This window comes from Acinetobacter tibetensis (assembly GCF_023824315.1).
Taxonomy (GTDB): domain Bacteria; phylum Pseudomonadota; class Gammaproteobacteria; order Pseudomonadales; family Moraxellaceae; genus Acinetobacter; species Acinetobacter tibetensis.
On record NZ_CP098732.1, the window covers coordinates 560930 to 574518 of the forward strand.

The 13589-nt window shown below is 42.4% G+C and carries 12 protein-coding genes; 7 read left to right on the forward strand and 5 right to left on the reverse strand.

What is annotated here, in order from left to right; genetic code table 11:
* The 4 genes from M5E07_RS02710 (at position 1) to M5E07_RS02725 (ending at position 4283) form a co-directional block, all read left to right on the forward strand.
* A complete protein-coding gene (locus M5E07_RS02710) occupies positions 1-1455 on the forward strand; it encodes an NAD(P)(+) transhydrogenase (Re/Si-specific) subunit beta (protein ID WP_252221668.1) in 1455 nt (484 codons plus the stop codon).
* Between the two features lie 306 nt (positions 1456-1761).
* On the forward strand, positions 1762-2055 hold the full coding sequence (locus M5E07_RS02715) for a DUF3303 domain-containing protein (protein WP_116761336.1): 294 nt from the start codon (positions 1762-1764) through the stop codon (positions 2053-2055).
* Between the two features lie 266 nt (positions 2056-2321).
* On the forward strand, positions 2322-3662 hold the full coding sequence (locus tag M5E07_RS02720; protein ID WP_252221672.1) for an ammonium transporter: 1341 nt from the start codon (positions 2322-2324) through the stop codon (positions 3660-3662).
* Positions 3663-3674: 12 nt separating this feature from the next.
* Positions 3675-4283, forward strand: a complete 609-nt coding sequence (locus M5E07_RS02725; protein WP_252221676.1) for a hypothetical protein — start codon at positions 3675-3677, stop codon at positions 4281-4283.
* A gap of 83 nt (positions 4284-4366) precedes the next feature.
* On the opposite strand, the gene rsfS is transcribed toward M5E07_RS02725, so the two are convergent.
* The 5 genes from rsfS to M5E07_RS02750 form a co-directional block, all read right to left on the reverse strand.
* Positions 4367-4768 (reverse strand): ribosome silencing factor, encoded by a 402-nt coding sequence (gene rsfS / locus M5E07_RS02730; RefSeq protein ID WP_116761343.1) that lies wholly within the window; start codon positions 4766-4768, stop codon positions 4367-4369.
* A gap of 75 nt (positions 4769-4843) precedes the next feature.
* Positions 4844-5638: a hydroxypyruvate isomerase family protein gene (locus M5E07_RS02735; RefSeq protein ID WP_252221679.1), complete on the reverse strand. Its 795-nt coding sequence runs from the start codon at positions 5636-5638 to the stop codon at positions 4844-4846.
* Positions 5639-5656: 18 nt separating this feature from the next.
* Positions 5657-6526 carry an NAD(P)-dependent oxidoreductase gene (locus M5E07_RS02740; RefSeq protein WP_252221682.1) on the reverse strand — a complete coding sequence of 290 codons (870 nt, stop codon included), beginning with the start codon at positions 6524-6526 and terminating at the stop codon, positions 5657-5659.
* A gap of 37 nt (positions 6527-6563) precedes the next feature.
* Entirely contained in the window at positions 6564-7352 is a 789-nt protein-coding gene (locus M5E07_RS02745; RefSeq protein ID WP_252221685.1) for a crotonase/enoyl-CoA hydratase family protein, read from the reverse strand.
* A gap of 90 nt (positions 7353-7442) precedes the next feature.
* The gene (locus M5E07_RS02750; protein WP_252221689.1) at positions 7443-10253 is read right to left on the reverse strand and encodes a GacS-like sensor histidine kinase; all 2811 of its coding nucleotides are present in this window, start codon (positions 10251-10253) and stop codon (positions 7443-7445) included.
* A gap of 153 nt (positions 10254-10406) precedes the next feature.
* Between M5E07_RS02750 and cysM the strand changes: the two genes are divergently transcribed.
* The 3 genes from cysM to rlmD are packed head-to-tail and all read left to right on the forward strand — an operon-like array spanning position 10407 to position 13579.
* On the forward strand, positions 10407-11336 hold the full coding sequence (cysM, locus tag M5E07_RS02755) for a cysteine synthase CysM (protein ID WP_252221693.1): 930 nt from the start codon (positions 10407-10409) through the stop codon (positions 11334-11336).
* A 26-nt stretch (positions 11337-11362) separates the two neighbouring features.
* The gene (locus M5E07_RS02760; protein WP_116761355.1) at positions 11363-12181 is read left to right on the forward strand and encodes a 3'-5' exonuclease; all 819 of its coding nucleotides are present in this window, start codon (positions 11363-11365) and stop codon (positions 12179-12181) included.
* Positions 12182-12187: 6 nt separating this feature from the next.
* A complete protein-coding gene (rlmD, locus tag M5E07_RS02765) occupies positions 12188-13579 on the forward strand; it encodes a 23S rRNA (uracil(1939)-C(5))-methyltransferase RlmD (protein ID WP_252221708.1) in 1392 nt (463 codons plus the stop codon).
* Positions 13580-13589: the final 10 nt, after the last annotated feature.

Genomic DNA, 13589 nt, shown 5'->3' on the forward strand with positions numbered 1-13589 from the left:
ATGGAATTCATTCGAGACTATGCGGATTGGTTCTACCTGATTGGTGCTGTCCTCTTTATCTTAACTTTACGTGGTTTGTCTGGTCCAAAAACTGCGATTCAAGGTAACCGTTATGGCATGATCGCAATGGCGATTGCTGTTGTGACCACCTTCTTCGTGGCAGATCATCCTGTGATTTGGATGATTGGCGGTGCGATGGTACTCGGTGCAGTCGTAGGTATTGCTCGTGCACGGACTGTCCCAATGACACAAATGCCTGAAACAGTGGCATTGATGCACTCATTGGTGGGCTTGGCTGCGGTATTAATTGCGATTGCGGCAATCCTGCATAACAACCAACTCACCGCTTTATTTGCACAAAATGAAGCTGCTTTAACTGCTGCGGGTGTACAACATGCCCACATGAGCAAAGTTCATTTATTTGAATTGTTCGTGGGGTGTTTTGTGGGTGCAATCACCTTTACTGCATCTGTATTTGCTTATGGTAAATTGGCTGCAAAGAAATGGGCAAAAACCATTTCGGGTGCATGGGTTAAACCTGTACAAGCGTTGATTTTCCTTGCAATGTTGGCGTGTGGTGTGTACTTCTTCACGACAGGCAACATGACTGCATTCTGGGCAATGACGGCACTTGCACTTGCATTTGGCTGGGTGTGGATTGCACCAGTGGGTGGCGGTGATATGCCAGTTGTGGTCTCACTGTTGAACTCTTTCTCTGGTTGGGCAGCAGCAGGTATTGGTTTCACACTTGAAAACAATATGTTGATCGTTGCGGGTTCATTGGTGGGTTCTTCTGGTGCGATTCTGTCTTACATTATGTGTAAAGCGATGAACCGTTCAATCATCAATGTATTGTTCGGTGGTGCAATGGGCGGTGCAGCAGTTGCATCGGCAGATAAAGGTGAACAAGTTCAACGTAACCACCGTTCTGGTTCGGCAGATGATGCAGGCTTCCTGATGTCAAATGCAGACAGCGTTGTGATTGTACCGGGTTATGGTATGGCGCAAGGTCGTGCACAGAATGCAGTGAAAGAGTTATGTGAAATCTTGAAAGAACAGGGTGTAAAAGTTCGCTTCGCAATTCACCCAGTTGCAGGTCGTATGCCGGGTCACATGAACGTCCTTTTGGCTGAAGCAGACGTGGCTTATGAAGACATCTTAGAGATGGATGAGATTAACTCAGACTTCCCAGCAACGGATGTGGTGCTTGTGATTGGTGCGAACGACGTGGTAAACCCTGCGGCGAAAGACGATCCAACATCTCCAATCTATGGCATGCCAATCTTGGAAGCACATAAAGCGCGTACCATTATGGTGATCAAGCGTTCTATGGCAACGGGTTATGCAGGCTTAGACAACGATTTGTTCTACAATGAAAAAACCATGATGGTCTTTGGTGATGCGAAGAAAGTTGTGGAAGATATGACCAAAGCCATTAATGGTGGCGGACACTAAATGAGACTCTCAAGTCCCTCTTTTATAAAAGGGATTTAGGGAGATTCAAAACCACCCTTCGGGGTGGTTTTTATTTTTGAAGTTGATTAAGTATCCAAAAATAAAAAAAATTTATGAATTATTTAAAATTTGATCCAAAGTCACAAAGTTTAAAGTATTACATTTGTCAAAATATCATCAAAAATGAGTGGAAACTGTCAAAATATTTGTATGGCATGACTGATATATGTGGTTGGGTGTGATGATTTATCGAACTCTCTCATAGTTATAAATCAGGTATGCAAAATCAGTTGGTGGAGGTGGCGTATGTTATTTATTGCTACGTATACTGTTCGCTCAGAAAATCGTAATGCTGCAATGGAGCGTTTTCTTCAGAGCGGAGGAAAAGTACCTGTAGGTATAAAAATGCTCGGAAGATGGCACACTGTTGCACAGTTATCAGGCTTTGCAGTCATTGAAGCGGATGATGCAGAATTGATACAACAGTGGGTTATGGAGTGGAATGATATTCTTTCTATGGAATTGTTCCCTGCTTTAACAGATGAACAAGTTGGACCACTTATGTTTGCTGCACTTGCGAAGAAAGAGGTTGTAGGGTAATACAGTTATCGATATGTATTGAATTTGCCTTACAGTATTACAGCTTACTAAGATCTCCAAAAAATTGGAAACCACCCTTCGGGGTGGTTTTTTTTATGTCTGTTTCCAGCATTGGCGTGAACAGCAATCAAAATATAGGATAAAACCTGTACACAGCTAAATAAAAGCACAGTCATATAGCAGGGCTAGTTCAGCACTTCATAAAAAATATGTGTTGTGCTTGGCACTGATTTTGCATTTTGTGAACAGACTTCGGGGGAATGTTCATGAAAAAAATAATTTATTTACTTTTACTAGGTTTATGGGGTGTTACTACTACAGGCTTTACTGCTGATGCGGTAACCACGCAAGCACAAAATATCCAAGAAATTCGACTTTCACTCGACAGTGTTTGGGTGGTGATGGGCGGGATTTTAGTGTTTTTTATGCAAGCTGGTTTTGCTTTGGTTGAAAGTGGCTCTGTACGCGGGAAAAACACGGTTAATGTCCTGATGAAAAACTACATGGATGCCTGTTTGGGCGGCTTAGTGTTTTGGTTAATTGGTTTTGGTTTGATGTTTGGCATTAATACCACAGGATGGTTTGGCGCAAGTCATTTTGCCCCCAATCATTTGGATGATTGGCATTGGAACTTATTGTTCTTCCAAATGATGTTTGCGGCAACTGCAACCACCATTGCCAGCGGTGCTATGGCAGAACGAATTCACTTTGTTGCCTACGTGGTGAGTGCAGCATTTGTGAGTGGGTTAATTTACCCTGTGTTTGGAAGTTGGGCATGGGGCAGTCTGTTTGAAGGTGAGGGCTGGTTAAAGTCATTGGGTTTTATTGATTTTGCAGGTTCAACTGTTGTGCATTCCATTGGGGGATGGGTCGCGTTGGCAGGGATTGTGGTCTTAGGTCCTCGCTTAGGGCGCTTCGGTCGTAATGGGCAGTCGCACTATTTGGCGGGACATAATGTACCGCTGGTGGCATTGGGTGGTTTTATTTTATGGCTAGCATGGTTTGGCTTTAATGCAGCTTCGACGGTCAATGCGACGGTGAGTATTGGGCGTATTGCCTTGAATACGCACCTTGCTGCTTGTGCAGCAGCAGTGGCCTACATGTTTTATGCACTACTACGTGGAAAAGCGATTCTGATCCGCACCACCATTAATGCATCTTTAGGAGGCTTAGTTGCGATTACCGCAGGTTGCGCAACAATGACGCCATTGTTTGCAATTGTGACGGGATTGGCGGCAGGCTTGGTGGTAAGTGTTATGCCAGTTTTGATTGAAAAGTTGAAGTTGGATGATGTCGTGGATGCTGTGACAGTACATGGTTTTTGTGGAGCATGGGGAACAATTGCAGCCGGATTGTTTTATGAAGCGAGTCCATTTAATTCACAAATTATTTCAATTCAATTTTTAGGTGTCATTGCTGGTTTTGTTTGGGGTTTTGGGGTGGCCTTTGTGGTGTTTAAAGTACTTGAAAAAGTATTGGGTAGCTTACGTGTCAGTAAGCAACATGAGCAGCGCGGACTTGACTATACCGAACATGCAGAATTGTCTTATCCGGAGTTTCAACGTGATGTAACTTTTGAAACTGATGGAATGACTAAACGTCATTAAGGAGTGTTGAGCATGCCAAATGAATTACTCACCATAGGACAAAAAAGAACAGCGATTGAGCGTGGTTTAAGCCAGTATTTGAAGGGAATCGCTTTAGAGCGAGTTCTGAGCTATTGGGAGCAAGAATATGGAGATAAGCCTTCTTTTGTACTCAATCGCTTTTTAAGCGAAGTGTGTAATACGGACGAACTTCGTTTTTACCGTAAAGATATGCTACGCCAAGTTTTATTCGAAATTGCTGAAGTCGAAAAACAGGTCTTACTTCAAGTCAAACCTCAGGAAAAACAAGAGGCTTTGGTGTCAGGACAACTGAGTGATGCCTTTGCGCAATTTGTAGGATGTGTGGTGAAAGCTGTGGCTCAGACAGATTTTTCGGACTTTGATCAGGATGTGAAAGTACGATTGACGGATCTGGGGTATGCGGTAGTAGAACAAGCTGCAATACATGACGTTGAGTTTATTAGTGATTTGCCGATTATGAGTTATTCTCAGGTGATTACAGCAATTTACGAAGTTTATTGTGAATTTTATGGGCCGACCAAAGCAGACTTCGTTTTTGCACGTGCAAAAGAACAAACTAAACAACAATTTATGGATGTTGATTTGCATCAACTGATTTAAACTGTCGACTTAAATTTGGCTAACAAAAAAGCCAGTTAATTTCAAGATTAACTGGCTTTTGTAGACCATGTTGGTCATTTTTCTTATGCTACAGATTCTGGAGCTGTACGCCATAAGCTTTCTAGGTCGTAAAATTTACGCGCAGTCGGCAACATGACATGAACCACGATGAGTCCAAGGTCAACAAGGATCCATTCTGCATCACGTTCACCTTCGACACCGATTGGGCGGAAGCCAGCTTTACGCGCTTCTTCAGCCACATTGTCGGCAAGTGCTTTCACGTGACGAGTTGATGTACCACTTGCAATCACAATCGCATCTGCGACATTGCTAATGCTGCTAACATCAAGTTCGATAATATCTTTTGCTTTTACATCTAATAGAGCTTCATGTACAACTTTTAAGCAAGCTTGCACATCTTGAGCTTGAGAATTCATTGCGAGATCGAGAGAATTAGAAGCGCTGGGCGATGGTTCTAAATTCATAAAGGGTCATAATTCCTGACAATAACTCATGCTCTAATATAGCGGTTTTATCACCAAATTTCAATTGTCTGTTTTTTAACTTTGTGGATGCTCAGCAAAGTACTTGTTTTTCCATGCAAATGAATGGTTCGAGTGGGCCTGTGGGCGATATTCGGCAGCAATAAAACCCGTGTAATCACTGTGGCTTAACCAATCAAAAATTTCTTTAAAGTGAATTTGTGCGGTATCGGGTTCATGTCGCCCTGGACAATCTGCAAATTGAATATGTCCAATTTCTAAAATATTTTCTTTCAATTCTTCTAGTACATTTTCACCCATCATTGCCATGTGGTAGCAATCGTATTGCATTTTTAGTGCGGGATGTTGAACTGCTTCTAGAATCTCTTGAGCTTGTGCAACATTTTGAATGAGGAAGCGCGGCATATCTGTGCCATTAATCATTTCAAACACAGGTTGAATATGATGTTCTGCCAGCATAAAGCAAGCGAGCTTTAAGTTTTTGGCTAAAGTATTTAGGCAAGGCAATAAGTCACAGTCGAGTGGTTGTTTACCCGCTAAAATGTTAACGTTCGGTACTTTTAACGCAACGGCATATTGAATTGCTAATTCTAGAGCTTGGTGAAATTCTAGTTCTCGTCCAGGAATACCTGCCAAACCATTGCCACCTTGCATGAGGTCTCCAACAGGCACATTAATCAGGCATAAACTTAAATCGTGCTGGATCAGTTGGTTTTGAATTTCAGCAATACTAAGTTCATAAGGGAATTGAATTTCAATATGCTTAAAGCCATGAGCATAAGCCAGTGCAAAACGTTCGATGAGTGGCACTTCAGTAAAGATCATGGAAAGATTCACTGCGAGTTTAGTCATGAGCTTGCTCCTGCATTATTATTCTGTTTCAACATGTTGAATTACAGTGGCTAAATCTGATTCAGCATAGCCTTTATTCTGGTGTGCCTGCAATTCCGATAATGCTTTTTTTGCAACTGGAATATCTAATTGAAATTTTTTAGCCAACTGCACAGCATTATTTAAATCTTTTGATAAAGTCTGCACCTTCCATTGTACAGGTTCAAACTGATGATTGGCCATTCTTGGTGTTAAAATTTGAAACGGCTTTGAATCAGCAAATCCACCTGCCAATGCTGGAGCAAGTAGGGTGGTATCGACACCTGCTTGACGCGCTAAGGCAACTGCTTCTGCTATTAAGGTGCTACTTGCTGCGACAATTAATTGGTTGCAAATTTTGGTGGCTTGTCCTGTCCCTGTTTCTCCCATGCGTGTAACACGTTGCGAAAGTACATTATAAATCAGACTTAAGCTTTGAATGATTTCGGCATTGCCCCCTGCAAAAATCACCAATGTGCCTTGTTCCGCACCCGCTGTTCCGCCAGAAACAGGGGAGTCAATCCAATGCACATTATCTTGTTGTACTAATAATGCCAGTGTCTTGGTTTTATCCACAGATAAGCTTGAGAAATCCACAACTACTTGATTCGCAGTCCAGAATGGCTGAATTTTTTCAATCACCTGTTGTGCAGCAGAATCATCTGAAAGACAGATTAGGATGACGGGATAGTCTGCAATGTTTTCCAGTTTTAGCGCAGTTGCACCTAAATCAATGAGCACATCACAGGCAGTTGCGGTTCTGTTCCATACGGCCACTTCAAATCCAGCTTGAAGCAATCGGGTGGCCATACGGCTGCCCATGAGTCCCATACCTAGAAATGCAATTTTTGTATTACGATCAAAACTCATTGGAATCTCTCTATCGCTTATGTATGTTGCCTAAACTTTATTGAAACTGACGTGGAACAAATTGAACTTCAGGTTGTTTATCTTTTTTACGCGCCAGTTGACTGTTTTTACCTAATAAAAGTTTCAGTTGCCAGATTTTTTCTAAACGTAAAGATTTACGTGGTTGATGTTCCATTGCATCCAGTACTTGCTTGGCTGCTGCTAAGGCATCTGGGGAGCGTTGCAGCATTTCTTCTGCAAGGGCTTGTGCTTGTTGTAATGGCGTCTCAGATAAATGTGTGACTAAACCAATGGTTTTGGCATAGTTGGCATCGAAAATACGGGCGGTCAGGGTTAACTCTTTGGCTAAATCAAGACCAATCACTCCTTTAAGCGAGCGGCTTAAACCCATGTCTGGCACAAGTCCCCAACGACTTTCCATAATTGACATTTGGGTATCAGGATGGGCAATACGAATATCTGCCGCCAAAGCCAATTGCATGCCTGCGCCAAAACAAAAACCTTCTAGTGCTGCAATGACAGGCACAGGCAGTTCTTGCCAAATAAGGAAGGCTTTTTGGAACAGGCTTTGTCCGGGTTTGACCAGTTCCCATGCTGCATAAGCACGGTTTTTGGGATTATTTAAATCGGCAAGATCAATGCCTGCACTAAATACATGAGCTTCACCCGTTAAAATGACACAACGAACGCTGCGGTCTTTTTTCAGTTGATTGGCGACTTTGACCAGTTCATTGAGTAAGGCAAAGCTCATGGCATTGCGCTTCTCTGGGCGGTTTAAACTGACTGTCGCGATTCCGTTTTGTTTTTCTACACGTAATAAAGCCATGTTGGATACTCTAATTTTGCTTTGCATCGGAGCATAGCATGCACATGACACGCTTGCATGACAGCTCAGTCACATCTTTTTTCCCTGAAATTATTGCATGTGTTTATTTAAAATTGACTGAGCTGCTTGTTTCACTTGTTGCATGATGAGCTTGAGATCATCAAAGCGTTGTATCGCTTCTTGAATAAACTGTTCGTCGGCACGACGCTTTTCTTTACGTAGCGTCGAAATAAATTGTTCAAATGACCCTGAAGATTCTTGTAGATTAGGCGTGCCCACGTAGCGTGTGGCGCCGTACAAGCGATGTAAGGCATGTTCAAGCTGAGGGAAATCTTCTAATTCAATCAGTTGTTGCATTTCATCGAGTTCGGTATGGAAACTGTCGACTAACATTTTTAAAAGATCAATCGCCAGATCTTCTTTGTTGGCTGCCAGTTGTAAGCTTTGTTGCCAGTTCAGAATTTGTGGATCAAGTGCTTCAATGACGATGTTTTTTTCTACAATGGCGGCTTTATCAAAACTTTTACTGGTCCAATGCGTCAAGATTTGAATGATTTGCTCCATTTGAATTGGTTTGGTCACATAGTCATCCATGCCGACTTTTAAAAGTTTTTGTTTCTCATCTGCCAAAGCATGTGCAGTCAGCGCAATGATGGGCAGGTGCGTTTCTTCTTCTAAGGTGGATTCTAGTGCGCGAATGGCTCGTGTGGTATCAATACCAGACATAACTGGCATTTGAATATCCATAAACACCAAGTCAAAAGGTTTTAGTTTTTGTTCCAGACGCGACTGAATAATATCAATGGCTTCCTGACCGCTTTGCGCCTTGGTGGTGGTCACATTCAGTTCGGCCAGTAGGGCTTCCAGAACAATCAAGTTGGGTAAATGGTCATCGACGGCTAAAATATGTAAGCCTTGACCATCAAAGTTTTCATGTTGTTCAGATTGGAACATGGATTGATTGCTGAGCAGTTGAATCAGTGCGTTACGGCTCAGAGGTTGATACAGTGGGCGTGCACGATATTCATTCAGCATATTGGGATCGAGTGCCATTTGGTAGCCATAAACCGCAAGACTACCCGTATAGCGACTACGAATTTCTTTCAGCATGGCTTGGGTATCGCCGCTGTGATCCACAATCAACCACGTATTTTCTTGCTGCGATTGAATTTGGTTTAGGCGACTAAATAAATCCAGAATGGATGCGGATTCGATATGCTCGACTTGATAGTTTTCGAGATAGTGACGCAGTACATGTGCAGCCGCAGGATGTGCCAAATAAGACACCACTTTCATGTGTTCGAACTGTGGATGAACAATTTCATATTCTTCATCGACAGCAAACATGGCGGTAAACCAGAAGGTCGAACCTTTTTCGGTGGGTGCACGTTCTTGGTTGTCTTCAAAACCAATTTGACCCTGCATCAAATGCACCAATTGTTTGGAAATCGCAAGCCCTAATCCAGTGCCACCAAATTGACGTGTGACCGAAGCATCACCTTGCGAGAAGGATTCAAATAAGCGTTTGCGATCTGTCCCACTTAAGCCAATACCACTGTCTTGGACACTAAAGTGCAGTAAGCATTGTCCAATATCATCATGCTTCATGCGTACTCGAACAATGATTTCACCATCGGGGGTGAATTTGATGGCATTGGAAATCAGGTTGGTCAAAATTTGCTTAAAGCGGAGTGTGTCACCAATGACTTGTTTGGGGACGTCATCGCCATAGTAGAACGCCATATCAATATGCTTTTGTGCCGCCAGTGGCGATAACATGTCCATCACATCAAAAATGGCTTCTTCCAGATCAAAGGGGGCAGTTTCTAATTCTAGTTTGCCCGCATCAATTTTAGAAAAATCTAAAACATCATTAATCAATGCCAATAAATGGGCAGAAGATTTACGAATGGTCTGTAAATATAAATTTTGCTCGTTGCTTAAATTGCCCTGACGAAGGAGTAAATGAATAAAGCCATCAATACTGTTTAAAGGCGTTCTTAATTCATGGCTGATATTGGCAAGAAATACCGATTTTGCCTGATTGGAAGAAATCGCTTGGTCACGCGCTTGGCGGTAAGTAATGTTTTGTACTTCTAGAGTATCCAGCGTACGTCTTAAATCATCTTCAGTTTGTTCTGTATGTTCTTTTAACTCTAGAAAGCTAAAATGAAGTCGTTTTACTACATTGGCAATATCGCGTTGTAACAGTCGAAGCTCGCCCGTACTGTTAATGATCATGTGTTGATCGAGTGTGTCGGCATTCAGACGTTGTAATTGCATACGAATCTCGTACATGGGGGCAATCCAACGACGTGAATAGAAGTTTAAACACAACAGCAAGAGTAATAAGGTTAAAAGCCCCGTTGCCACCAACACAATCAGGACGCGATAGCGTGCAATTTGTAAGGGTTGATTGTCCAGTTCAATCAGCAACCAACCTTTTTGATGAGGTGATTCATTAATCTGCATGCCATAGACATGATTGCCATTGAGTTTTAATGGTCCAAAAAAATTCTTGTCTTTCGGGTATTTTGGCCAAGCTGAATATGCGTCTCCACCAATATTCAGGCGTTCAGCACCAGTATGGTCAATAATGGTGGCATGATTTAAGAGCTTTTCATTGAACATATACTGCATGGCATTTTGCGCTTGGTCATAGTGCCATGGATAGCGATTGAGCAAGTCGAGTGCCGATTCGGCCGTACTTTGGTAGCGAGTTAAAATCGCAATGGCCATTTGGCGCTGTTGCGCTTTTGCTGCATTCGATGTTTCAGATAAAACCAATGCCGTGCCTACACAAGCCAAAATCATAATAGGCACAAAAATCATGGCAATCAGTTGCCCATACGCATGATTTAAGTGTAAGCGTTTAAATAACTTTTTATTGATATTCGGCATGGCAAATGTAGTAAATTCCCTATGCTCAGCATATTAGCATGCTTTATTTGAAACTGACCGCGCTTTAATCACTTTCATGAAAAACCCTGCGAAATGGGTGCAGGACACCCTATTTTTTCATACAATACCCGCACCTCGATCAAGGTACACATAATGAGTAACACAATCCCCGATTTTCAAGCCGATGAATTTTTGTTAGACCACTATGTAGGAAAAACACCGCTAGTGCGTTTACAGCGTCTAGCAAATCACACGCAAGCTACGGTTTTAGCAAAATTAGAAGGCAATAACCCAGCGGGTTCAGTCAAAGACCGTCCAGCCTATAACATGATTATGCAGGCAGAAAAGCGTGGGAAAATTCGACCGGGGGATACCTTGATTGAAGCGACTAGTGGCAATACGGGTATTGCACTTGCCATGGTTGCGGCGATGCGAGGCTATCATATGAAATTGATTATGCCTAACAACATGAGCCAAGAACGTAAAGATGCCATGCGTGCCTATGGTGCAGAGTTAATTGAAGTGACTCAGCAGCAAGGGATGGAAGGTGCGCGCGATTTGGCGTTGCAAATGCAAGCTGAAGGGAAAGGTTTGGTGCTGAATCAGTTTGGTAATCCTGACAACGTCGAAGCGCATTACCTGACCACGGGGCCAGAAATCTGGCAACAAACGGGTGGGAAAATCACCCATTTTGTCAGCTCAATGGGCACCACAGGCACCATTATGGGCGTGTCGAAATACCTAAAAGAACAAAATCCTGAGATTCAAATTGTGGGTTTACAGCCAGAAGATGGTTCGAGCATTGCGGGAATTCGTCGTTGGCCACAGGAATATTTGCCGACTATTTTTGATCGTAGCCGGGTTGATCGTATTATGGATATTCCGCAAATTGAAGCGGAAAAAACCATGCGTAAACTGGCACAAAAAGAAGGCATTAGTGCGGGGACATCTTCAGGTGGTGCGGTGTGGGCATCTTTACGTATTGCAGAAGAAAATCCAGATGCGGTCATTGTCTGCATTATTTGTGACCGTGGTGACCGTTATTTATCGACAGGTTTGTTTTCGGTACAAGATCCTGAATAATTTAAGCTCCATTATAGAGACTGAAGATGCGTTTACCTGTTCTAGTTTTTGATATTGAAACCATGACGGACTTAAAGTCTGGGTCGCATCTTTACGGTCTAGATTTACCTGAGCCAGATTTAGAGCAAGCATTGATCAAGTTGCGTCGTCAAGAGTCTGGCATGGATTTTCAGCGCTTGCCCTTGCATGAAATTGTCTGTATTTCGGGGTTATGGGTCGATGAATTAGGGGCGATGAAACTGTTTTCATTTAGTCGAGAGCAGTATTCAGAAGCTGAAATTTTAAAGAAGTTTCTCTCCATTTTTGATAAGAAGCATCCGACGCTGGTTAGTTGGAATGGTTCACAGTTTGATCTTCCTGTGATTTTGTTCCGTGCTATGTATCATGGATTATCTGCATCGAGTTTGTTCGATCAGGGTGAGATTGATCATCAGAAGAAGTATAATAACTACCAGAACCGTTACCATCATCGTCATGTTGATTTAATGGATGTAATGGCCATGTTTAATTTGCGTCATTTCCAGAAATTGGATGATGCCGCTCATTTATTGGGTTTTCCTGGTAAGCGTGGTGACGGAAGTTATCATGTCCCCGAATATGTTCGGTTACAACAATGGCAGGATTTAACTGGCTATTGTGAAGGTGATGTATTAAATACATGGCTGATCTATTTACGCTGGTTGTTATTAAAAGGTCAGTTGCAACTAGAAGAGCATCGCGCTTGGATACAGGCCAGCATTCAGTTGCTACAGATTCACCCACAACATACTGATTTTCTAGAAATTTGGCGTAAAACGTCACAACAGACAGAATTTACAACATCCGATTTTCACCATTTAAACTAGGTTTTCATGAAGCATCGTAAGCATACCCGTCCAAGTCAGCAACCGATTTATACTTTTCAGGTTGAGACACTTTCGCATGAGGGACGAGGGATTGCCCATTATGGTACGGATGCCGCACACCCTGTAGAAAAACACGGCAAAAAAGTTTTTATTGCTCAGGCATTACCTGGTGAAACGGTTCGTGCCAGAATTACACACAGCAATAAGCGTTTAGAAGAAGCAGATTGTGTTGAAGTCTTGGGCACATCATCTACACTAAGGGTGAAGCCAGCTTGTCCGCATTTTAATGTCTGTGGTGGTTGTAGCTTGCAGCATATTGAGAAAGATGAGCAGATTCGTTTTAAACAGGATGTGCTGAAATCACATTTACAGCATTTTGCAGGCTTACAGCCAGAACAATGGTTGGCGCCCATTCGCTCTTTACGAGAAGATTACCGCCGTAAAGCCCGTATTGGCGTACGTTATTTCCCACAGCGTGATCAACTTGTGGTGGGATTTCGTGAAAAGCAAAGTAATAAATTGACTTCAATTGATCGTTGTTTAGTGCTTGATCAGGCTTTTGGTTCGATTACGCGTTTAAAACAGTTACTCCAAAGTCTAACAGCCAAAGCCACGATTGGGCATATAGAATTAGCAATGGGAGATCAGGATATTGCCTTACTGATTCGCCATACAGAAAAATTATCGGACCATGATGTCAACCAATTAAAACAGTTTACGTTACAGAAACAATGGCAATTGTATTTACAGCCCGCAGGTCCAGACAGTGTACAGCGTGTGGATCAGGCACAGGCTGAAATGCGTTTACATTATGCTTTAACTGACTTTGATGTGAATTTTAGCTTTAGTCCACTGGATTTTACTCAAGTGAACTCAACTGTAAATCCGCAAATGGTCAAGCTGGCATGTGAATTGCTTCAACTGCAACAAGGTGATCGTGTTTTAGATCTCTTTTGTGGACTTGGCAACTTTTCTTTACCCCTTGCACGTTGTGTAGGATCAACAGGACAGGTGATTGCGGTCGAAGGAAGTGATGAAATGGTACAACGAGGTCAGGACAATGCACGTCGCAATGCCGTGACCAATATTGAATTCTTTTCACAAGATTTAACAAAAGATTTTTCGCATCATTCTTGGGCAAAACAGGGATTTGATGCATTATTGATAGACCCTCCACGTTCAGGCGCGGAAGAGGTAATGCATTATGTTCCTAAATTTAATGCAAAAAAAATCGTTTATGTATCATGTAATCCAGCAACATTGGCAAGGGATGCAGGTGTTTTGGCACAATATGGCTATCGATTAAAAAAGGCGGGTGTGATGGATATGTTTACGCATACTGAACATGTCGAATCAATTGCCTTATTTGAGCAAGAAAAAGAGATAAACGATTTATAATATGAATGAT

Coding starts and splice junctions, on each gene's coding strand:
- M5E07_RS02750 (WP_252221689.1), bottom strand. CDS start 10,253: ATGCCGAATATCAATAAAAAGTTATTTAAACGCTTACACTTAAATCAT.
- M5E07_RS02710 (WP_252221668.1), top strand. CDS start 1: ATGGAATTCATTCGAGACTATGCGGATTGGTTCTACCTGATTGGTGCT.
- cysM (WP_252221693.1), top strand. CDS start 10,407: ATGAGTAACACAATCCCCGATTTTCAAGCCGATGAATTTTTGTTAGAC.
- M5E07_RS02760 (WP_116761355.1), top strand. CDS start 11,363: ATGCGTTTACCTGTTCTAGTTTTTGATATTGAAACCATGACGGACTTA.
- M5E07_RS02740 (WP_252221682.1), bottom strand. CDS start 6,526: ATGAGTTTTGATCGTAATACAAAAATTGCATTTCTAGGTATGGGACTC.
- M5E07_RS02725 (WP_252221676.1), top strand. CDS start 3,675: ATGCCAAATGAATTACTCACCATAGGACAAAAAAGAACAGCGATTGAG.
- rlmD (WP_252221708.1), top strand. CDS start 12,188: ATGAAGCATCGTAAGCATACCCGTCCAAGTCAGCAACCGATTTATACT.
- M5E07_RS02715 (WP_116761336.1), top strand. CDS start 1,762: ATGTTATTTATTGCTACGTATACTGTTCGCTCAGAAAATCGTAATGCT.
- M5E07_RS02735 (WP_252221679.1), bottom strand. CDS start 5,638: ATGACTAAACTCGCAGTGAATCTTTCCATGATCTTTACTGAAGTGCCA.
- rsfS (WP_116761343.1), bottom strand. CDS start 4,768: ATGAATTTAGAACCATCGCCCAGCGCTTCTAATTCTCTCGATCTCGCA.
- M5E07_RS02720 (WP_252221672.1), top strand. CDS start 2,322: ATGAAAAAAATAATTTATTTACTTTTACTAGGTTTATGGGGTGTTACT.
- M5E07_RS02745 (WP_252221685.1), bottom strand. CDS start 7,352: ATGGCTTTATTACGTGTAGAAAAACAAAACGGAATCGCGACAGTCAGT.